Source organism: Flavobacterium keumense (genome assembly GCF_029866485.1).
GTDB classification, from domain to species: domain Bacteria; phylum Bacteroidota; class Bacteroidia; order Flavobacteriales; family Flavobacteriaceae; genus Flavobacterium; species Flavobacterium keumense.
On sequence record NZ_CP092332.1, the window covers coordinates 605,450 to 627,049 of the forward strand.

Here is a 21,600-nt window from a genome sequence, read left to right on the forward strand (position 1 = left end):
ATATGTTAAATTATGAAATTTGAGTCATCACTAACTTTGATACACTACCACTTTGATACACTACCCCTTTTTTAGTTTAGTTGTTTTAAGGTTAAATGTTTCTGTTTTAGTTTCATTCAATTTTAGAGTAATACTCGTATCATTTTTTTTAATAATTTGATAATAAATAGTGTCAGAAAAATCTTTTATTACCAAATATTCTCCTACTTTATTTTCGCTTTTATTATTTTTATAGATGGAATCAAATATCTTATATTCATAAATATCTTCAGAAGTAAATTTCATATTTTTAAAGAAAGCTATTTTATTTTCTCGGATACTAATCCCAGACAAACTATCAGTATTACTTATCCATTCTCCTCTTTGCAGTTTTTGTCTTTTATTTAATTTAGTAAACTTAGTTACAGAAGAGTTAATCTTATGAAATGAGCCACTATAAATAAAAAATACAATAATCATTAAAAAGATACCAAAGGTTATTGTTAGAATTAATTGTTTTTTCAAAATCATTATTTATTATTTTATATTATTATTATTTATTATTTCCCCCAAGAACTTAACCAAGCTGATTTATCAGCATTTCTAGCCGCATTTCTATTGTTTGTTGAGTCCACCTGTCTTTTTACATCTGATGCTTTTCCTTTTAAATTAACAGTATTTGTGTTTTTTATAATCGTACTATCATTTAAATTGTAGGTGTAAGTAATCACTTTTATTGATGAAGTCACAATTGGTTCTGTATTCTGTACCTCCATAGTAGCTGTGTTTCCGTTTTTCTTGATAGCCTCTTGTATAGTAATTCCTTGTTGATATGTATCAATGGAGTTTTTAAAAAGATTTAATACCCATTCCCAAAGACCTGTCAATTTATTTAAAGAACTTGAAATCTGAGGTGTTATAAAATCACTTGATTCTAGAGAATGTGTAGTAGTTCCTTTTAAACCACTTGTATCTCCACTTCTATCAGTCCCCCAAAAAGTTAGCCATCCAAAACCAGTTCCTCCATTTACTCCTTCTTTTTTTGATGGTGCTTGGACTAAAACGGATTCTTGGACACCATCATTGGCAAATTTTTCATACCCCTGTGAGTCGTCTCCTTTTGAATAACTAATTCCATTTTTTTTATCACTAATTGCAAATGAGCCATCTTTTTGTTTAGAAATACTACCGCTAATACCATGTTCTTTTCTATATTCTCTTGCTTCTTTCCTTGTTTCAAAAAGACCTGTTGGGTCATTAAAATAAACAGGATTATTATTTGCAAAACGATAAGGAGTAATGGAATATGCTAATTCTGACAGAACATCTATAGAGTTAAACCTCCCCAAAGTATTATCATATTGACGATAATCCATCGCTGTCATGTTCAACCCCAACTCTTCTTGTAATTCTTTACCGTTAAAAAGTCTTCTATTCTCCGGAATTGGCGCAATAGGATTATACCCATTATGCTTTAATCCAAATGGGTAGTAGTTACTTTCTTCAAGAATTGTAAGAACGTTATTGCTAGGGTTTTTGGTGTAACTCAATCGAGTATTCCCTAAATGGTCAGTGTAATTGTACACATAACTGTAGGTGTTAGTCCCACTAACAGGAGTGTTTTTCACATACCCCTTAGCCGATGGAAAATACTGCAATACGGTATTTTTGTATTGGTAGCCACCTAAATAATCCGTTGTCATCACACTGGCAGAAGTGATGGTCGTTACCACCTTTTGTACTTTTTACCCACTAGCGTTGAAAATTAATTTAAACCTTGATTATCAACATAATAACTCATTCATTTTAAGCCATCACTAATTTTGATACATCACCAATTGTTTATTCCGGTAATTTATAGAATGATTTTTTATTCCTATTTAAGTCTTCATAATAATTAATAACATTATTTTCAATTTTATCAAAGAATATAATGTCCTTAATTTTTCCAAAAGTAATTGTCTCTAAAGTCTGTAAATTTATTCTGCATATCATAAAACCACTTTTTAAAAAGGCTTTTTCGAATTTAGGAATATACAAAAAATTATTCTCACTGATTGCTGGTCCGCCAAAAAAAGCAGATGGTATAACTTTATTATCAATAGTTATATTTCCGATTTCTGGTCCTCCTTGGCATATCTCGGTTAAGTCAATATATTTCAATTTATGATTTCCAAAATCTTTTTCTATTTGGAAGTCCATTGGGGTATCTAAATTTGTCATATTAGCTTATCTGTTAATTGTTTTGGTTGTTTGCTCGATAACTTCTTTTGATTTTGTGATAAATTGTAATGACCCTCCAGGATAAAATCCTCCGCTTTGTGGGCCGATTATTCCAGCTTTAGTAGGTGTCCCTTTTGGAATCACACCCTCTGTGTATGTTGTTAGAGGATTCCATCCTGTTTTAATAGCACCAAAAGTCCTATTAACAAACGAATTAGTTCCTATTTTAGCTCCCCAAAAATTAGTTCCAGAACTTGACATTTGTCCGCCAAACCTTTGAACTGGTATATCAATAGGAGCTTTTATATTTATTCCTCCTATCAAAAATCCATCTGAAGTTGTAATTGCTGCTGCTCCTGCTTTTAATCCTGCGCCGATACCTTTAGTTCCAATTACAGCTCCAGCAATATTACCAATAACCTCACCTCTTTGATTACCATTACCATTAACTAATTTGTCAGTACCATTAACAACGGAATTCAAAATATTATTGCCCGCTCCTGTTGAATTTGTACCTAAAGCTTTATCTACAGCTTGGGAACCTTGAGAACCAACAGCAAGCCACAATACACTATTTCCTACTTCTTTGGCTGTTTCTATAGGATTTGTAATAGCATTCCATAATCCAACAGCACTATTTACAAGTCCTTGACTAATACCTTGAGTATGAGCACCAATTCCATTAGGATTAACTGCGGCGTCAATAACCAACCAGTTATGTAATTGCAGCTCTTTTCCTTCTAGTTCTGTGCCCATTCCCATTTTATTTTCTTGGAATGCATAAGTTGAATTATAAGCATATTCTTCAGCTAATGGGTCAACAGACATAAAGCGTCCAATAGCAAAATCATAATTTCTATACTTAAAGCTATCCCAATTCAAACCAAGTTCATCTTGGCGTTCTTGCCCTTGGAATTTCACCTTATACTCCTGAGCTGGTGTAATGGTATTATACGGATTATGCTTCAATCCAAATGGATAGTAATTGCTTTCTTCAAGAATTGTAAGAGCGTTGGTGCTAGGGTTTTTAGTATAACTCAATCGAGTATTACCCAAATGGTCGGTGTAGTTAAACACATAACTGTAGGTATTAGTCCCACTAACAGGAGCGTTTTTTACATACCCCTCAGTCGTTGGAAAATACTGCAACACGGTATTTTTGTATTGGTAACCACCTAAATAATCCGTTGTAACCACACTGGCAGGAGTGGTGGTCGTTACTACTTTTTGTACCTTTTGCCCTGCCGCATTGTAAATATACACAATATTTCCTGTTGGAAAAATTATTTTTGTAGGCAGGTTCAAATGGTTGTAGGTTATTGCGGTAATTTTTTTGTTTTTGTCCACGGTCATGTTCCCGTTGGCGTCATACACATAATCATCGCCTGTGGTGTTGCCGTCCTTAAATCCACTTGTTGCTGTAGGTTGGGCTTCGGTTACTCGCATTAATTTATTTGAGGTAGTAGCATAAGCATACGTAAGGTTATCAATCCCAATGGTTCCTGCTTGCGCATCGTTATCACCATTACGTTTTAAGGTCATGATATTCCCGTTCTTGTCATAAGTCAGGTTTTCGTTGTACATATTAGTCACCACGTTTGATTTTTGATACGTAGCGTCTTTCAAACGGTTCAAATTATCATATTTATAACCGTAATTTCTAACAAAACCACCATCGGTAGCCGTACTCCAAAACGTCTCGGCAATATTCCCATTATAGAGTTTGTTTGCCACAGCTACACTACCCTCTACCGTATTGTAATTGATTTTAAAGCCAAACAAATCCGCAGGGTCTGAGCCTTGTTGTAAAGCATTAGGATTATTAATGGATTTCATCCAGCCCCTAATGTTGTAGGTGTAATCCACTTTTTGAAGCGGTGTGGCGCTGGTATTCCCTACTTTTTTGCTCACGAGTTGCCCCAACTCATCATAGGTATTCTCTGCCAAGAGTTGCTCTGCTCCACCGTTAATTTGGTGGGTATGTTTCATTAATCTATCCTGTGCCGAGTAGGTAAAATTCTGTTTTACCACCAGTTCAGTATCGGTTATCAAACGTCTATGGCACTCTATGGTGTATTGCACCTGACCCGTAAAAGCATCTACTTTACTGTCAGTGTACGTATATCCGCCCAAATAGTTTTTGTTGTGCGTGCGCACTGGGTGGTATTTAACATCATACAAGGTATGTGCTGTTTCGCCCTTGGTCTCTGCCGTGGTAGTAGCCACTCGTGTCCAAGAACCTGTTGCCAAACCTTTTACTGAAGTTGCCACGGTTTGTCCTTCTATGGTTTTGTTTTTTTTAGCAGCACCCATCCCATCTTCTCAACCCGTACTGTCCCGCTATTCGCTATATCCCCTAGCGGGGGATGCCACTACTATCGGGGCTAGAATACCCGTTTATTTTTCAGTACTCAAAAAAAAAGGGAGACTATAGTCTCCCCTTGTTTGAAATAAATTAATTTAAATATTGATTATCAACACATTAAACTATGGAATTTGTGTCATCACTAACTTTGATACACGACCCATAATGATTATGTATAATTTTATATTTTCTATCCTTAATTATTCAGATATAATTTTCCTTAGTTTTTAATATTAAAGAGTGAAAAAAGTACTTTTTCTTTATTAAGAGTCACAATCAGATTCTTAATAGCCTCTAAATTTTGAACATCATATTCCGAATTATAAATCTTTTGATATTTTTTAATTTGAGCTAAAGCAAATTCTTTATTATTAAAATAATTATCCAGAGTTATTTTATAAATTACATTAGTTGAAGATAATTGCTTATCATTCTTATATTCTTCATAAAGCTTCCTCAAATCATTTTTTGCAGAAATAGAGCCGTCTTTTAATTTTAATACTGAAATCATAAAACTTAAGGATTTATCCCCATCTGAACCCTTAAGTTTTTCAACTTGGCTAATCGCAGCTTTGTAGTCTGCTACTTTAATATAAAATTGAATACTATTATTAATAAAATTCGTGTTTTCAGGAGCACATTTCATAGCACTATTAATATAATATCGAGCACTATCAACTTCAGATGCAGAATTTTTTTCTTTATATTTTCTGAACAACTCTTTACATTTAAAATCTGTTGACTTACTTTGACAATTCGAAGTCAAAGTTGCCAAGCAAAAAAGCATTAAGAATAATTTATTTTTCATTAGTTTCCTATATTAAATTGTATTTCATCTCCTTGTCCATGTACAGTAGTTGTTTGTGCTGTAGTATTGAATTTTAAGTCTAAAGCCCCTCCTGTTATACCTGAAGAATAATTTGTAAGTCGAGAATATGCTTTTAAAGAAACTGTTAAATCTGCTTCGGATGTTGCATGAAATGGTGCGTTACTTAGCATAGGAGTTCCAATATCTTTAAAAGGAGTACTTTCGAAAGTGAAATTTTTCCCTGTAGGTTTCCATTCTTTAACTCCAAACGTCCCTGAGACACCATCGATTTGCATTCCGGGAGCCCATGTTTCTGAAGAGAATCTAGCATTGACATTTATACCTGTAATTTCACTTTTTCCGCTTATTAATTGTCCATTTGCTCCTTTGTTTTCGACATTCATACTATATTGTAACTGCACGCTATTTTTAAACGTCACAAGGTTTGCAACAGCACCTGCTTTTCCTGCCCCGTTTTGACCGTCTGTTCCAAAAGCCTGTAATGAATTATATTTTATTACATCTGTCTTTGGAATATTCATATTTTTTTGAACTTCAGATGTAGTTGCTCCTAAATTTGTCCATTTACTTCCATTTCTATCCGTTAAATTTTTAGCTTTACTATCAAACCAGATGATTTTTCCATTTTGACCTTTATACCAATCAGTAGCTTCCATCCCATCAGGGTCAATAAATCGAATTGGGTTATCAAAAGCATAGTTGTATGGACTATAACGTCTCATTTTCTCTGCTAATGGGTCAACATTCATCCAACGTCCTAATGCAGGGTCATAGTTTCTAGCACCATAATCATATTGGTTCAACCCCAACTCTTCTTGTAATTCTTTACCGTTAAAAAGTCTTCTATTCTCCGGAATTGGCGCAATAGGATTATACCCATTATGCTTCAATCCAAATGGGTAATAATTGCTTTCTTCAAGAATTGTAAGAACGTTATTGCTAGGGTTTTTGGTGTAACTCAATCGCACATTTCCCAAATGATCCGTGTAGTTATACACATAACTATAAGCGTTAGTCCCACTAACAGGAGTGTTTTTTACATACCCCTCTGCCGTTGGGAAGTATTGCAATACCGTATTTTTGTATTGGTAGCCACTTAAATAATCAGTCGTGGTTACCGTTGTATTCTCCGTTACTACTTTTTGTACTTTTTGCCCACTAGCGTTGTAAATATAAACAATATTTCCTGTTGGGAAAATTATTTTTGTTGGCAGGTTCAGGTGGTTGTAGGTTATGGCAGTAATTTTCTTGTTTTTGTCCACGGTCATGTTCCCGTTGGCATCATATACATAGTCATCACCTGTGGTGTTGCCGTCTTTAAACCCACTCGTTGCTGTGGGTTGGGCTTCGGTTACGCGCATTAATTTATTCGAGTTAGGGGCATAACCATACGTAAGGTTATCAATCCCTATTGTCCCAGCTTGTGTGTCGCTATCTCCGTTGCGTTTTAAGGTCAATATGTTCCCATTCTTGTCATAGGTCAGGTTTTCGTTGTACATATTAGTCACCACGTTTGATTTTTGATACGTAGCGTCTTTCAAACGATTCAAATTATCGTATTTGTAACCGTAATTTCTAACAAAACCACCATCAGTAGTCGTACTCCAAAACGTCTCGGCAATATTCCCATTATAGAGTTTGTTTGCCGCAGCTGTGCTACCCTCTATCGTATTGTAATTGATTTTAAAGCCAAACAAATCCGCAGGGTCGCTGCCTTGTTGCAAAGCAGTAGGGTTGTTAATGGATTTCATCCAGCCTCTTATGTTATAAGCATAATCCACTTTTTGAAGTGGTGTGGCGCTGGTATTGCCCACTTTTTTACTCACGAGTTGCCCCAACTCATCATAGGTATTCTCTGCCAAGAGTTGCTCTGCTCCACCGTTAATTTGGTGGGTATGTTTCATCAATCTATCTTGCGCCGAGTAGGTAAAATTCTGTTTTACCACCAGTTCAGTATCGGTTATCAAACGTCTATGGCGCTCTATGGTGTATTGCACCTGACCCGTAAAAGCATCTACTTTACTGTCAGTGTACGTATATCCGCCCAAATAGTTTTTGTTGTGCGTGCGCACTGGGTGGTATTTAACATCATACAAGGTATGTGTTGTTTCGCCCTTGGTCTCTGCCGTGGTAGTAGCCACTCGTGTCCAAGAACCTGTTGCCAAACCTTTTACTGAAGTTGCCACGGTTTGTCCTTCTATGGTTTGAGCTATCCCTATATTCGGGAAAACATAATTATCGTAGTAGTTCACTGTAAGGAGTTTAAAACTCGTTGGTGCAACTGCATTACTGTAATACGCACTAATACCGTCAATAGTGCCTGAGGTTTGTTTACTCTCACTAATGGTAGTAGCCGTGTTTTGCGCATCTTGCATGGTTTTTCTTGTGGCTGCCGTGGCACTGCTGTTAACCCAGCCAGTATAGACTACCCTGTTAAACGCATCGTATTTGGTTATCAACCAGCCCGAAGCGGTCACATCACTAAAAGGAGAAAACGCTGGTCCTGTCGCCACTACACGGTCTAATTTATCATAGACCATAAACTCCCACTGTTTACCCGGTAGTTTTTTAGCCACTAAGCGGTTGCGGTTGTCATACTGGTATTGGTAACACAACTCGTCCAAAATAGCCTGTGTCAATGCCATATCTGCCTTAGGCGGGAGTACATAAGTCAAATTACCATATACATCATACACATAGTAGGTATCGTGTTTGGCTCCCGCATCATAGGTTCTTTTAAGAACTACCTGTCCTTCTTTATTTTTGAACTCTACCGTTGACCCACTAGTTTCGCTAGGCGTGGCAGCCGTATTCTCATCATAGGTTAAATTTTTATAGAGTTGGTTTGTATCATAAAACGTAGTCCCAGCCATATTATCTAAAGCAGTGGTATACAAACCAGAGGTAGCATTCCAAGTAGCCGTAGCCGTATAGAGTTTGACATCATTTGTTACATTGGTTTGGTAATCCAGTTTAATTTCATGCCCTTGCCCTAAAGCCCAGTCCGCACCAGGAGCCGCTTGTTTCAACACTCGGTTCAGTGGTGAGGCTTCCATGGCTTTCTCTGAGAAAGGGTTAGCCGTATTCTCGTATTTTGCAGTGTTGTAAAACGCAAGGGTATTGTTTTTTGCACTTCCATCAAATGCCATATTGCGATTAGTTCCCACAAAAGGTAAGTAGTCCTTAGTTTGTCTTCCAAAAGCATCGTACTCCATATGCGTTACAATATCCTTACCAGTACTAGACTGCTGATTGGCAATTTGTTGTATAGGTCTACCCAGTCCATCGTAATACGTAATCCCAACTTTAGCTTGCGTAGGCGTAGGCGAAGCAATTGATGTAGTACTAGCTTGTTTATATGTTCTAGTAATGATATAGTTTCTATCTTGAGCGGGATTAGACAGAGTGCCACAATCACTACTAGTCCCAGCTACCAAAGGACAATTATCGGTACTATTGAGTACATACTTCCCTGCGGGCGCGATACATTGTGTTACAAAAGTTTTAGCATCGCCTAGTCCATCTCCATCGGAATCGACATACCATTTGGTGTTGGGATTAATGGTGTTTTTGGTATCATCACAATCGGTTTTGTTAGTAACATATCCCGTAGGTTTTACACTATAATACAGCGTTGGTGTGTTCGGACTAGCATCTCCAAATCCATCATTATCAGCATCACGGTAAAATATTTGTGGCGCTATGTTGGTAATGTTTGCTGTTGTATCGTCAAAGTCACTATTATTAGTTACATACCCTATAGGTTTTACACTATAATACACACTTACTATTTTACTCCCGAAAGTATCTCCGTCGCTATCGGCATAAAATGTCTGGGGTACAATATTGGTAATATTGACCGTAGTATCATCATAATCTCCTGTAGTCCTAATATAGCCTGTAGGTTGTGAACATTGTGTTTTAAATACCGTTTTGGAACCAAAACCATCCCCGTCAGCATCAGCATACCATATTGTATTGGGATTCAACGTAGCATCGCCATCGTTACAATCCAAACTATTCGTAACATAATTTATTGGTTGTACACTATAGTAAACGGATAAATTAGGATTTCCAAAACCATCCCTGTCGCTATCAGCATAAAAAGTTTGTGGCGCTATATTAGTAATGTTTACGGTACTATCATCATAATCTCCTGTAGTACGAATATAACCTGTAGGTTGTGTACATTGTGTTTTATATACTGTTTTTGAACCATAGCCATCTCCATCGGCATCCGCATACCATTTGGTGTTTGGATTTAGGGTGGCATCACCATCGTTACAATCTAAATTGTTGGTGACATAATTTGTGGGTTGTACACTATAGTAAACCGATAAATTAGGATTTCCAAAACCATCCCTGTCGCTATCAGCATAAAAAGTTTGTGGAGCAATATTGGTAATGTTGGCTGTACCGTCATTATAATCACTTGAATTGCGTACATAGCCTATAGGTTGGGTACACGAATTAGTAGTAGTAGCAATTGTTCCATAGCCGTCTCCATCGGCATCTCGGTACCAAATTGTATTGGGATTCAACGTAGCATCACCATCGTTACAATCTAAATTGTTGGTGACATAATTTGTGGGTTGTACACTATAGTAAACCGATAAATTAGGATTTCCAAAACCATCCCTGTCACTATCAGCATAAAAAGTTTGTGGTGCAATATTGGTAATATTGGCTGTACCGTCATTATAATCACTTGAATTGCGTACATAGCCTATAGGTTGGGTACACGAATTAGTAGTGGTAGCAATTGTTCCATAGCCGTCTCTATCGGCATCTCGGTACCAAATTGTAGCGGGACTTATCGTATTGTCATAATCATTACAATCTCCTGAATTCCTTGCATAACCTGAAGGTTGTGTACAAGAATTAGTCGTTGTAGTGCTAATTCCATAGCCATCACCATCTACATCACGGTACCAAGTAGTATTAGGATTTAGTGTAGCATCGCCATCATTACAGTCTAAACTATTAGTGACATAACCCACTGGTTTGACACTATAATATACCGTTACTGTAGTACTGCCATAGCCGTCTCCATCAGCATCTCTGTAAAAAGTTGAAGGCGCAATATTAGTAATGTTTGCCGTGCCATCATTATAATCACTTGAATTGCGTACGTAGCCTATAGGTTGGGTACACGAAGTAGTGGTTGTACTGCTGATTCCATATCCGTCACCATCGGCATCACGGTACCAAATCGTTGCGGGACTAAATGAACTATCATAATCATTACAATCGCCTGTATTTCTAGCATATCCAACAGGTTGTGAACAACTAAATATCGGGGCTCCACCCGAACCATAACCATCACCATCATTGTCTCTAAACCAAGGAGTATTAGGATTTAAGCCTGCATCCCCATCATTACAATCTAAATTATTAGTGACATAACCTGAAGAAGGTTTAACACTATAATATACCGTAACTGTAGGACTACCATAGCCATCTCCATCAGCATCTCTATAAAAAGTTGAAGGTGCAATATTGGTAATGTTGGCTGTACCGTCATTATAATCACTTGAATTGCGCACATAACCTGAGGGCTGATTACAAGAAGTAGTACTTATTGCGCTGGTTCCATAGCCGTCTCCATCGGCATCCTTATACCAAGTAGAGATAATTGCCACTGTACCGTCCAAGTCATTACAATCACTGTAATTACTTACATAGCCTGTGGGCTTGGTACAACCCGTAGTGGTAAGAGCCACATTTCCATAGCTATCACCATCGGCATCTTGATACCAAATTGTACCCGGATTAATGGAAGCATTGGAATCATTACAATCGGTATTCATAGTAGAATAGCCACTAGGCACTTTGTATGTACATTGTAAGGTGGTTGATTTTTGAGTACTACCATAACCATCCTTATCAGCATCGATATAGAGATAATTATGCATATGTTGAAATGAGTAATTGTTATTACTACAATACATCAGCACTTGACTAAAACTGGAGTTAGATACTAAAAAAAGTAGCGCTAAACTTAAATACAGTTGGATTAAAGATTTTTTATTGCTCATAATGATTCTTTTTGCTGAAATTCAAAACAATTGAATGAATTAATTTTTGTAGTGGTATTCGTTTTCACTCAATATATTCCCTTGAGCATCTTTTACATTTTGTAATCTACCGAGTCCATCATAATTATAATAAACCGTTTGTCCTTTAGGGTCAGTAATGCTTGATACTCCTACTAGCGGAATATGGGTATAGGTAGTAACCATAGCGTTAGGTAATGCGGTTCTTAATTGATTAAGTGCCGTTATTAAATTCGCTTGAGTTCCAGTATTAGAAAGAGTTTGTAGATTAGTTACATAAGAAGCAACATTGGAATAGGTAGCATTTTCAATCTTTGCAATTGGTTGGGTTTTGTTATACCCCCAAATAATAGACACTGGTACTCCTCCTTCAGGGGTATACTGAGTCAGATTCCCCGCACTATCATAGCTATCGTAGGTGAGCTTCTTTTCTAAATTGCCAATATTGGTGGTAAAAGCAACACTATTAGGAAACTTAGCCCCATAAACACTTTTAGGTAGTACTAAATTAGAAGTAGTAGCGTCACTAATGAAGATTGTTTTTTCTTTGGATAATAAATTAGTGTTGTACTGTTCAATACTTATAGGTGTTTTAATTCGATTGGTAGTTATCAAATTCTGCATATAAGGTTCCGAACTAAAATCTTGAGGATAATAATATTTTGAGGTAATATTCTTATTGTTAGAATTTACTAATGTCTCTTCTGAGAGCTGATTGTTAGAGTTATAAGTAAAATAGGTAGTGGTTACTATTGGATTTTGTCCTTTTAAATCATAATCGGTAATCTCCTGTGAAATTGGATAATAGGAATAGGTGAAATTTTTAATTGCTACTGCAAACATTAAGGCATCGCCTGAGGTATCACTAGTATAATCACTTGATACAATTTTTTGCTTAACAAATTGGTCAAAACGAGCAGCATCGTTTCTAAAGATGTATTTTTTCTTTTGTACTAGATTGTCTTGAGCATTGTAGTGGTAAGTTCCTATTTCTTTCCCTCTCTCATTCTCCAAAGAAGAAAAAGCCATATAAACACTATTTTCGCCTATTTTCCAACCTGTAAACCCTACAGGGGCTTTGTCATAATGCGATTCTCCATTAATATCAGCACCGTAATTAGTAAAATAGTGTTTTGTATATGATTTATCCATGTTTAGTTCTACTACTTCATCATACCCAATATGAGACCCATTGCCCGTAGGATTACTATTGGTGAATGAGTTCAAACTAAAAGTATCAAAAGAAAAGGTTGTAACTCCAATCTTTCCTTTGTAGTTATTAAAGCTAAAACTATAACTAGGGATTCCATTTAATACCCCTGATGAAGCAAGGGTACTTGGATTTAATGCAGAAGTATATCCCCTTACATAGAGATATTTTTTTTGACTCGCCAGTACTCCAACATCAGTATAGTTATCTATTGACTTTATTCTACTTCCTCCTGCATATCCAACATAATCAGTTAATTGGTCTTTGGAGGTGCTCAAAACTTTATTATGAGTATGGGCTTCCCAATACAATTTGCTCATCCCTCCGGTAGGGTATTTGATTTGAGACAACAGCCCTTTAGTTACATAATTAGGGTCTGTTTGTCTATCTTGAAAAGCAGTGTTTAGAGTTGAGCGGATATTTATATTGTTAAAAAATCCCCAGTGGTCGGTGTAATTCCCTCCTAATAAAGGCAAAGAAGCTATATCATCATATTGAAACTCATATTTTTGAAAAGCGTTTGCATCCGACCCTAAGATATTTAACTTAGTAAGAGAAAAACGTTGATTAGGAGCTTCAAAGTATTCAAAAGAACAGCTTTTTAAACTAGTAGTATTTCCTATTTTGGGTTTAATGTCAATATTGGTTAGTTTGTTCCATTTTAGATTTGGAATCCAAATATTGTACTCGTCTGAATTATCCCAATGGTGGGAACCTGAACTAATTTGAGCTTCTGTGTAATTTAAAGTTGTTGCTGGTGAACTTGTGAAAGAAACGGTCTCCATATCCGATTCAATTGAAGTCAAATACATTGGGAAAACAAAATTTCCTGCTAATCGATAAGGGTTTATTAGTTGAGAAAAAGAACTACTACTACTACCCTTTGAACCAGAATATCCTCCTAATCCCCAACTTCCGCTCCATTTTTGGTCTGCTTGACTTGTTGTATAGGAATTACAGTAATGAGAAAGAGATACATACGGGTATTCTTTTTTGTAGGTATAGTTTACTGTTCTTCCATTGGTATCTAAGATACTTTTAAGCAACCATGATGTCACATTTATTCCTTCATAAGGGGTAGATTGAGTTTTTGAATCTGTAAAATTTGTAGTAAATTCAACTCCTTCGATACCTCCAAAAGTATATTTAGTGCCATCAGGGGTAATAAGAGTGAATTCTTTAAAAAAACTCGTTTGGTTCATCTTAATATAATCAATTCTACTATCATTATACCATTTAGGGTCGAATGTTTTGTATTTAAACAATGCATCTTTGATAATCTCATAAGGAGTCAGAAAACCTCTTACTTCTATTTTAATTTTTTCATCAGAAACTACTACCCAACTTTTTGTTGCTCCTGAGAAGTAAAACTTACCACTATGACCTAAAAAATTAAAATTGAATTCATCTGCTTGTTGTTCACTAAATCCAGCTATTTTATAATACTCTCCATACATTTTATCGGAATCATACCAAGTATTATCCGACTCAACTGAAGTGGCTCCTCCATTGAGGTAATTGATGACATTGAATACCGAGGTAGCTCCTAAGTCTCTCTCATCATAATAACCGCGAACTTGTCTGCTGATAGCGCCACCACAAGATAAATCCCAACCTAAACCAGCCCAACTAGACGGTTGATTCGGTTTCACCAAACTTGGATGATAACGTAGAGCAATTGGAATACTAATATTTCCAGAACTCAAATTATAAAGAGGAACTGATATATCCGGAGTACCTGTGAATAAATTTACAGGGATATCACCAAATCTTTCCATAGAAGCCACGTTAGGGCTTTTAATGGATTGAAAAGGTTGGTACTGGGCTTCTACTACTTGTACTGAAGAAATAGAAAGCAAAAAAACGAAGGAGTATAGTTGTTTTTTATCTCTAAGAGATCGATTGAATAATTTGAATATATTTCTCATAGTAAATGGGTGCAATTGGGAATTACTCTTTTTTGGTTTTCTTAATCAGTTTGAGACCATCGGTTCTCACATCGGTTTTGATATTCACGATATAAACCCCTTCAGGGTACATGGTAAAATCAATCGGTACTGTTCTACTGGTAATAGGGAATTGTTGGAGTGTTCTTCCTGATAAATCCACTAGGGTAGCCGTACCACTGGTGTACTCATAACCGATAATTACGTTGGTAAAAGTCGAGACCGGATTAGGAAATACCTCTACAGCTACTTTAGCAGGTTCTATTTTGGCTTTGTCTTGTAGTTTAACCACCCAAAAGTCATTACTGCCTATGGTGCTATTCTTATCTCCTGACGAACTCGCATTCGAGGTTCCGGCTAATAAATAACCACCATCACGAGTCTCGATTAGTTTTCTTAAGATATCTTCTCCTGCACTCCCTACAGATTGTGTCCATACTTCCTGTCCTGTGGCGTCTACTTTCAAAGCGATGTAATCGTTAATACCTTTGGCTTGTTTCTTTAAGGCTAACCCAGATTCGCTGGAGGTGTCGTTTTGGGAGTACCCTCCAATTAAAAACGTATGGTCTTTGTTCTCCACCAAAGAGGTTAAGATGTCCACCTTGCCATAGTCATAGGTTTGTGACCACTCTTCGTTGCCTTTAGCATCAATTTTAAGTAGCCAAAAATCAGTACCATTACTCACTGTGCCTCCTTTAGAGGTTAGTGAGCTCGTACTATTGGAATTACCTCCTATAAGATAGCCTTCGTCATTTGTTTGATGAATCACATACAATTGATTGTCGCCATTACCGCCATAGGTTCTTTGCCATTCTATCCCACCCGAAACATCTATCTTCACTACCCAATAATCCCCAATACCGATACTAGGCTGGGTTTTATCTCCAGATTGAGGCGAATTAGAATAGCCTCCTAAGATGTAACCCCCATCTTTAGTTTGTTCCATACTTCTAAGCTCATCAGCATACTTACCTCCATAGGTTTTTTGCCATTGTACTTCGCCTTGTGCATTGAGTTTTACAATCCAGTAGTCCATATTACCACGACTAGGCTCTGATTTAGAGGTTAGGTCTTTTTTGGTGATCGTAAGCGCATTTTTATTAGTTGTGGCAATGGCTACAGCTACATCGGAGCTGGAAGAACCACCAAGGATATAGCCTCCGTCACTAGTTTGAAAAGCGCATAGTAATTCTTCTTGACCCGAGCCTCCTATGGTTTTTTGCCACTGCTCATCGCCTTTAGCATTGAGTTTCAATACCCAAAAATCAGTATTGCCCTTACAGGAATCTTTTTTATGAAGTCCTTTTTCAGAATTGGAAGTACCTCCTAGAATAAAACCACCGTCTTTGGTTGCCTTGATACTTTTAAGTAAGTCGAATCCGGAGCCTCCTAAGCTTTTTTGCCAATCTGGTTTTCCATTCTCGTCCATCTTCCAAACCCAATAATCTAGGTCACCTTGGTTGTTTTCTTCTTTGGTTCCAGATTTATCAGACAAAGAACTACCTGCCAGTATAAAGCCATAATCAGCCGTTGGTTGTACATCGAATAAGTAATCGGCATATTTACCCCCGTAGGACTTCTCCCAAAGAATAGTTTGCGATTGGATTAAAAACGGTACAAATAGCAATAAATAGAAGTAGATTTTCTTCATATGCAATGGTGGTTTTGGTTAGTTGTTTAAAAAGCTATTGAAAATAGCACCTTGAAAGGGCGTATTTTCAACGAAGCAATTTTGAAAATGTTTTCGAACGTGTTCTGCGATTTTTTTAAGATTTTTTTAAGGTTTTCTATAAACCATTAGCAAAGTCAGAATCGTAAACACGGAGTCTTGAAAGAGGGCAATTTTTCATAAGTGAAAAAGGTTAGGTATAATACGAACAATTTGGGTACTCTTGCAAATACGTGGTATTTTCTGAATGATATCGCTTTTTAAATCCGTGATAAAAATTCTAGATGTATTTACTTTACAAATTTGAAAAACAAAAAATTAATATCCAATTCACATATATTCTAAATAATTCCATTTAGGACTAAATGCAAATAATTTTAGTTTTTAATCTCCTTTTTTTGTAAAATTGTACTCCCCTCAATGAAACTAATACAAACTAAATTGTAACGAAATATGGTGCCAAACGTCTTAAAATCTATTCGATTAGCTCGAATCGAAAGAAACCACTCTCAGGAATTTATCGCCACAAGATTGAACCTAACTCAAAGTTATTATGCCAAAATTGAACGTGGCAAAGCTAAACTCTCTTTAGATTTATTTTTTCAATTACTCGATATACTAGAAATTGATTGTTTGGCTTTTTTCAAAGAGATAAAAAAACAAAATCAAACACAGTGTAATTGTTCTTGTCATATACAATAGCGCCGCATTTTTTTAAAATTGGGATTGCTTTTAAAATGAAATAACCGTATGAAAAAGACTGTTACTATGACTACAAGTGAAATAGATCGAAAGAAGAAATTGTAATTGCTTTCACAATTGAAAGCATCTCTGATTTTTCTATTCAAAAAATTGCGCAACGTCAATTGGATGGATTTCCTTGGGATGAGTTTGCAGTTAATTTAGTACTTTAAAATTTGTCTTTAATATTGGCATTGGTTCACTTTGACTGCTTTCAACCAATTTAGGAAAGTCACTAACAGAATTCATTGACATTAGCCTTAGAAGCTTACTTTTTTTATGATAGCCCTCAGATTTGAGCTTTGGGTGGTAATTTTGTCTTTATATTTAATTTTATTGAGCCGTCCACCATTTTTGAATATAATTTTAAAAAAAACCTTCACGTAATTGTGAAGGTCTTACTATAACAACTGATTAGAAAATAAAACTATTTACGATACGGAAAATTTCTACCCACCTTACTAAACATTCTCTCAATAATTACGTAGGGATAACTATCATACTCTTGCTTCATTGTTTTGTTAAAACTCCAGAATAATTCTCCATCTGTAGCATCGTACATTGACATCGTAAATTCTCCTAACGCAACTTTATTGGACATTAAAAAATATTCGTTTACCATTGCTCCTAGCTCACTATTTGTTTTGGTATAAGTATAATCACAATAAACAACTGCATCAACTTGTAATGCTTTAGCAATTTGAAGAGGAGTAAACGAATCAAGATTTCCAAGCATATTATTCTCCTTTAAGATTGAATTCGTAATTTCTACATTTAGAACCTTTATCGGGAAATCTTCTTTTTTAATAGACATCATAGCATAAAAATTATTTTGTAAATTGTAAGATAGAACAGTTTCTTCCTCTTTGTTTTTTTGCTCATCATAACCCTTAGGAATCTTTCTAAATTTTAAAGACGTTTTAAATGGAAGAACCGCGATTATTTTGTGATTAGATACTCTATCCAAAATATTAGGCGCACTGTACAATTTCTTTACGCTTTCTTGAGCCAATAAAAATGAATTAGAAAGCAAAACTAAAGCTACTATAAATTTTTTCATCATTTTACCAAGTATAACTTAATGTCAATTGAAATGATAATAAAGTTGAAGAGTCTGTTATTGTTAAAGTAGATGGAAATCCTCCTGTTGGGCTATATACAGAAAACACTTTAGAAGCCATTAAATCATCTACTCCATCATTAATGTTGGAATCGGCAAAATCATAATCAAATAACTGAAAAGTAAATGCTGAAAAAGCATTTGTAACTTCTAATGGAGTAGTTGGTACAAAGTCAAATGTTCTAGTACCATCAGATATTGCATTTGCATAATAAGTAGTACTAGTGTAGAAATCACTTCCTACTGAGTTTTTAATCTTAACATAAATATCTGGTGTAGTATTTGCAGATGTAGGGAATAACACATCCCAATTACTTCCATTATCAAAATTACTAAATGTTCTAACAGTAATTTTAGTAATTGTAATCTTTGAAGGGGTAGCTTGTAGCGAACAATCTATACCTGTATAACCTTGAGGGCAAGTACAACCACAATTTGAGGTTGAAACACCGCCGTTTTTACAACTTAGAGGAACACAAGGAATCAATGTATCCGAAGAACATCCAAAAAACAGTCCCAAAGTTAGAACAACAACAATTTTTGTAATAATAGTTTTCATAGTTTAATTATCCTTTCTGTCCTTGAAAGGTTTAGATAGATAATAAAAACTAAAAGGCGTAGGACATTTGCAGATACTTGCCTTGAAAGTCCGACCAAGAACTTGGAACAAAGTATAAGCAAAGCCTACGCCCGACGGGCGCAACTTTGAATACTTCCTTGTTCCTTTAATACTTGGTCGGTTCTCAAGACAAGAAGTATAGCAAAACGCTATTAGTATATTTTCGTGCAATTTATTTCACTATGTAAAATTATAAAAAAAACCTTAAAAAAATACAACTTAGTTAACTTCTTATTTTACTAGACTGTCATTGTCTTAAGGTACAAAAGAGAGAAGTAAAACTTCGCTTTCTAAATTTGATTCTCAATGTTTTTTAATAGATTTATTATTAACACGTATTTAAGTGTTTAATCTTGTATTTATCCAAGTATTTCTAATAATCAACAAGTGCAAGGGTTAGGGAGTAAAGAAAGTAACATTACCAACAACCTAAATAAAGTAGACGATTATACTCAGAAGTATATCAAAATGCTTGAAGATAAAATTCAGCAATTGGAGAGTAAGTAGACTCACCCATTCGACGGCTAATACAACTAAACTTTCAAATAATTTTAAAGGAATGATTGTTTGTTTAGCCTCATTAAACATAGAATATGGCTTAAAAAAAGCTGCTTATTAGGGCGCTGAAAAAAAATAGTATAAATAATATGAAATATCTCAAATGATATTTTTTATTATTTAGAATACTATTTTGTTATCATAAATTTCCTTAGAAAAACCTAAAGGTGAAGGTTAGAAAATCTTTTTGAAGACTACTTGAAGACCTTTTTTCTGTCAAAAACCAAAACAAAAGTCTAAAAGAACAAATAGTCCAAAATCGTTTATAAACAATTGTATTTGTTTGTAAACTATAAAGAGTTTTAAATGGCTTTTGTTTTAGTTATTGCATTAATAAATTTATTAGGCTTTTGTATTACTTTTCTTTTACTATTCCTTTTTATCTTTCTTTTCTAATTTTAAAACTAGAAAACTCCATTTTCTATTTTAAACTTAATAAAAGAACAAACTAAACAAAAGCAATTATGTATACATGCCTAAAGGTTTATTCTTTTTTATTTGTAGCAATTGTTTTTTTTCTTTTCTTTTTCTTTCAATTCAACACTAAATTGTTTCTAATGTTCTTTTTAGTAGTTAATTAGAAATCGTAAAGAAACAATCCCGGCATTTTTTCTGAAATAACATTTACTATCTTTGAATTAAGATTTGGGATCTTGGCGGTTTGCAAATTGGTGGGGGCATCGATTTAGTATCATCTTACATACAGCAAACCGCCTAATTTTATTTAGCTATTTTGATTAAATTATTTTTGTTGTTGTAATTGTTTTTTGAAGCAAACAAAGCAAATAAAACAAATAAAAGATAGTTGTTCTAGTTTAGTGTATTTATAAAAACAAATCACATCTTGTTCAATGTTGTATCTAAAGAAAATGTCTTTGATTTTCTTTAAAGAATGATATAGTTTCTCACTTAGTGAAAATTGTTTGGTACTTATGTAAACACTTCTTTTGAATTCGAGTGCTTTAGCAATTTTGGCATCTACTTCAAATAGGTTTTATTTGAAGAAATGTAACGCTATTTCCTAATTGTGTTTGTATGCTTTTTCAAATTCATATTCATTGTGATTTTCTTCTTTGTCAGATAAATAATGAAAACGGTTTTACAACTAGTATTGCAAAATAGCTTCTTTTGATTTTCAAAGTTTAAAGTATTCTATAACCAATTTATATTAGAGGCATAAACAGGTTCTTTTTTTTATATATTTTTTATATTTTTACGTTAATTTTAGGATTTGAATTTTTTTTTATTACTTTTGAGTAATCAAATTCATCAATAATGATATCCATACTAAACTATTACCCTTTACTAACGGAAAAGAAAATCCCTTTAAAACCTTTAGATGTTCATCCAAGGGTGTATTTCAATTGGAAACAAGAAGGTTTGTTAAACGAAAAGGAATCTAATCCAAATGATGATAAGATAGCTGTTCAAAGAAGAAAGGTGTTTCTGAATGCTTTTGAGGCACTTTGGGTTTTAATTATTAAAGAACTTCGAAATTTAAACATCGACTTAAAAACTATTTTGGAACTAAAAAAGTTTCTTTTCACAATAGTACAAGTAGATGAAAACAAAGTAGGGGCACCTACTTTTGAAGAAATTATTGATACCTTTTTAGAAACAATTCCACTAGAGCTACATGATGGAGTTAAAGAAGAATTGTCAGAGAAAAACATGGATAGTTTTTTAGAAAATGTAATTGATGAAGAATCTATTATTGCCTTTAAGTACATTGGAAGTTTACTTACTGATGTTTTACTATTAAAAAAAGCAGTTTCAATTGTTATCATCAAAGAAACCAAAACATCTGAATTAGACTTTTTTATTGCACAAAATAATAGCAATGCATCAATTAAAGAAAAAGAAGAGTTGTATGAACAATATGCTACCCATCTTTCAAAAAATACACTAATTAATATTCCAATTGTGCCATTAGTAAGTCAATTGTTTGAAGATGAAACTTTCGAGAAGTATTGTGTTTCTTTTGGTTTGTTTAATTCCCACGAAAAGAAACTACTCAAAGCCTTAAATGATGATTCTTGTAAGAAGATAAGCGTCATTAAATACGACTCGGAGCGTATTACTTTTGATATAACAAAGGAAGTAGATGTAAAGGGTGACCATGCAAAAGAAATAAGAAAGATTTTGGGTTTAAAACAATACGAAAAGGTAGAAGTAATCTACCGAAATGATAAACATCTAGTGATTAAAAATACACAAAGAGAAAATAATTAAATTAAATACGTCCTAGGTATCCCCTAGCACAAAATCGACTTATAACAAAAACA

At 34.8% G+C, this 21,600-nt stretch carries 12 protein-coding genes; 2 read left to right on the forward strand and 10 right to left on the reverse strand.

What is annotated here, in order from left to right:
- Positions 1 to 60: 60 nt before the first annotated feature.
- The 8 genes from MG292_RS02655 to MG292_RS02690 all read right to left on the reverse strand — a co-directional run bounded on the left by MG292_RS02655 (position 61) and on the right by MG292_RS02690 (position 16,259).
- The gene (locus MG292_RS02655; RefSeq protein WP_264534239.1) at positions 61 to 504 is read right to left on the reverse strand and encodes a hypothetical protein; all 444 of its coding nucleotides are present in this window, start codon (positions 502 to 504) and stop codon (positions 61 to 63) included.
- A gap of 35 nt (positions 505 to 539) precedes the next feature.
- Complete coding sequence (locus tag MG292_RS02660; protein WP_264534238.1) at positions 540 to 1,712, reverse strand: RHS repeat-associated core domain-containing protein; 1,173 nt, start codon at positions 1,710 to 1,712, stop codon at positions 540 to 542.
- 109 nt (positions 1,713 to 1,821) lie between these two features.
- Entirely contained in the window at positions 1,822 to 2,202 is a 381-nt protein-coding gene (locus MG292_RS02665; protein WP_264534237.1) for a hypothetical protein, read from the reverse strand.
- A 6-nt stretch (positions 2,203 to 2,208) separates the two neighbouring features.
- Positions 2,209 to 4,515 carry an RHS repeat domain-containing protein gene (locus MG292_RS02670; protein ID WP_264534236.1) on the reverse strand — a complete coding sequence of 769 codons (2,307 nt, stop codon included), beginning with the start codon at positions 4,513 to 4,515 and terminating at the stop codon, positions 2,209 to 2,211.
- 272 nt (positions 4,516 to 4,787) lie between these two features.
- Positions 4,788 to 5,375: a hypothetical protein gene (locus tag MG292_RS02675; protein ID WP_264534235.1), complete on the reverse strand. Its 588-nt coding sequence runs from the start codon at positions 5,373 to 5,375 to the stop codon at positions 4,788 to 4,790.
- On the reverse strand, positions 5,375 to 11,434 hold the full coding sequence (locus MG292_RS02680; protein WP_264534234.1) for an RHS repeat-associated core domain-containing protein: 6,060 nt from the start codon (positions 11,432 to 11,434) through the stop codon (positions 5,375 to 5,377). Before MG292_RS02680 ends, MG292_RS02675 begins: the two co-directional genes overlap by 1 nt.
- 39 nt (positions 11,435 to 11,473) lie before the next feature.
- Positions 11,474 to 14,590 (reverse strand): RHS repeat protein, encoded by a 3,117-nt coding sequence (locus tag MG292_RS02685; protein ID WP_264534233.1) that lies wholly within the window; start codon positions 14,588 to 14,590, stop codon positions 11,474 to 11,476.
- 22 nt (positions 14,591 to 14,612) lie between these two features.
- Positions 14,613 to 16,259, reverse strand: a complete 1,647-nt coding sequence (locus tag MG292_RS02690; protein ID WP_264534232.1) for a T9SS type A sorting domain-containing protein — start codon at positions 16,257 to 16,259, stop codon at positions 14,613 to 14,615.
- 471 nt (positions 16,260 to 16,730) lie between these two features.
- Here MG292_RS02690 and MG292_RS11355 point away from each other — a divergent pair, with 471 nt between their 5' ends.
- On the forward strand, positions 16,731 to 16,979 hold the full coding sequence (locus tag MG292_RS11355; protein WP_413614222.1) for a helix-turn-helix domain-containing protein: 249 nt from the start codon (positions 16,731 to 16,733) through the stop codon (positions 16,977 to 16,979).
- 466 nt (positions 16,980 to 17,445) lie between these two features.
- Here MG292_RS11355 and MG292_RS02695 read toward each other — a convergent pair whose 3' ends face one another.
- On the reverse strand, positions 17,446 to 18,081 hold the full coding sequence (locus MG292_RS02695; protein ID WP_264534231.1) for a hypothetical protein: 636 nt from the start codon (positions 18,079 to 18,081) through the stop codon (positions 17,446 to 17,448).
- Between the two features lies 1 nt (position 18,082).
- Positions 18,083 to 18,697 carry a hypothetical protein gene (locus MG292_RS02700; RefSeq protein ID WP_264534230.1) on the reverse strand — a complete coding sequence of 205 codons (615 nt, stop codon included), beginning with the start codon at positions 18,695 to 18,697 and terminating at the stop codon, positions 18,083 to 18,085.
- 1,893 nt (positions 18,698 to 20,590) lie between these two features.
- Between MG292_RS02700 and MG292_RS02705 the strand changes: the two genes are divergently transcribed.
- A complete protein-coding gene (locus MG292_RS02705) occupies positions 20,591 to 21,547 on the forward strand; it encodes a hypothetical protein (RefSeq protein WP_264534229.1) in 957 nt (318 codons plus the stop codon).
- Positions 21,548 to 21,600: the final 53 nt, after the last annotated feature.

Excerpts from the sequence above, each read along its gene's own strand:
- MG292_RS02665 (WP_264534237.1), bottom strand. The coding sequence starts at position 2,202 with ATGACAAATTTAGATACCCCAATGGACTTCCAAATAGAAAAAGATTTT.
- MG292_RS02670 (WP_264534236.1), bottom strand. The coding sequence starts at position 4,515 with ATGGGTGCTGCTAAAAAAAACAAAACCATAGAAGGACAAACCGTGGCA.
- MG292_RS02675 (WP_264534235.1), bottom strand. The coding sequence starts at position 5,375 with ATGAAAAATAAATTATTCTTAATGCTTTTTTGCTTGGCAACTTTGACT.
- MG292_RS02680 (WP_264534234.1), bottom strand. The coding sequence starts at position 11,434 with ATGAGCAATAAAAAATCTTTAATCCAACTGTATTTAAGTTTAGCGCTA.
- MG292_RS02685 (WP_264534233.1), bottom strand. The coding sequence starts at position 14,590 with ATGAGAAATATATTCAAATTATTCAATCGATCTCTTAGAGATAAAAAA.
- MG292_RS02690 (WP_264534232.1), bottom strand. The coding sequence starts at position 16,259 with ATGAAGAAAATCTACTTCTATTTATTGCTATTTGTACCGTTTTTAATC.
- MG292_RS11355 (WP_413614222.1), top strand. The coding sequence starts at position 16,731 with ATGGTGCCAAACGTCTTAAAATCTATTCGATTAGCTCGAATCGAAAGA.
- MG292_RS02695 (WP_264534231.1), bottom strand. The coding sequence starts at position 18,081 with ATGATGAAAAAATTTATAGTAGCTTTAGTTTTGCTTTCTAATTCATTT.
- MG292_RS02700 (WP_264534230.1), bottom strand. The coding sequence starts at position 18,697 with ATGAAAACTATTATTACAAAAATTGTTGTTGTTCTAACTTTGGGACTG.
- MG292_RS02705 (WP_264534229.1), top strand. The coding sequence starts at position 20,591 with ATGATATCCATACTAAACTATTACCCTTTACTAACGGAAAAGAAAATC.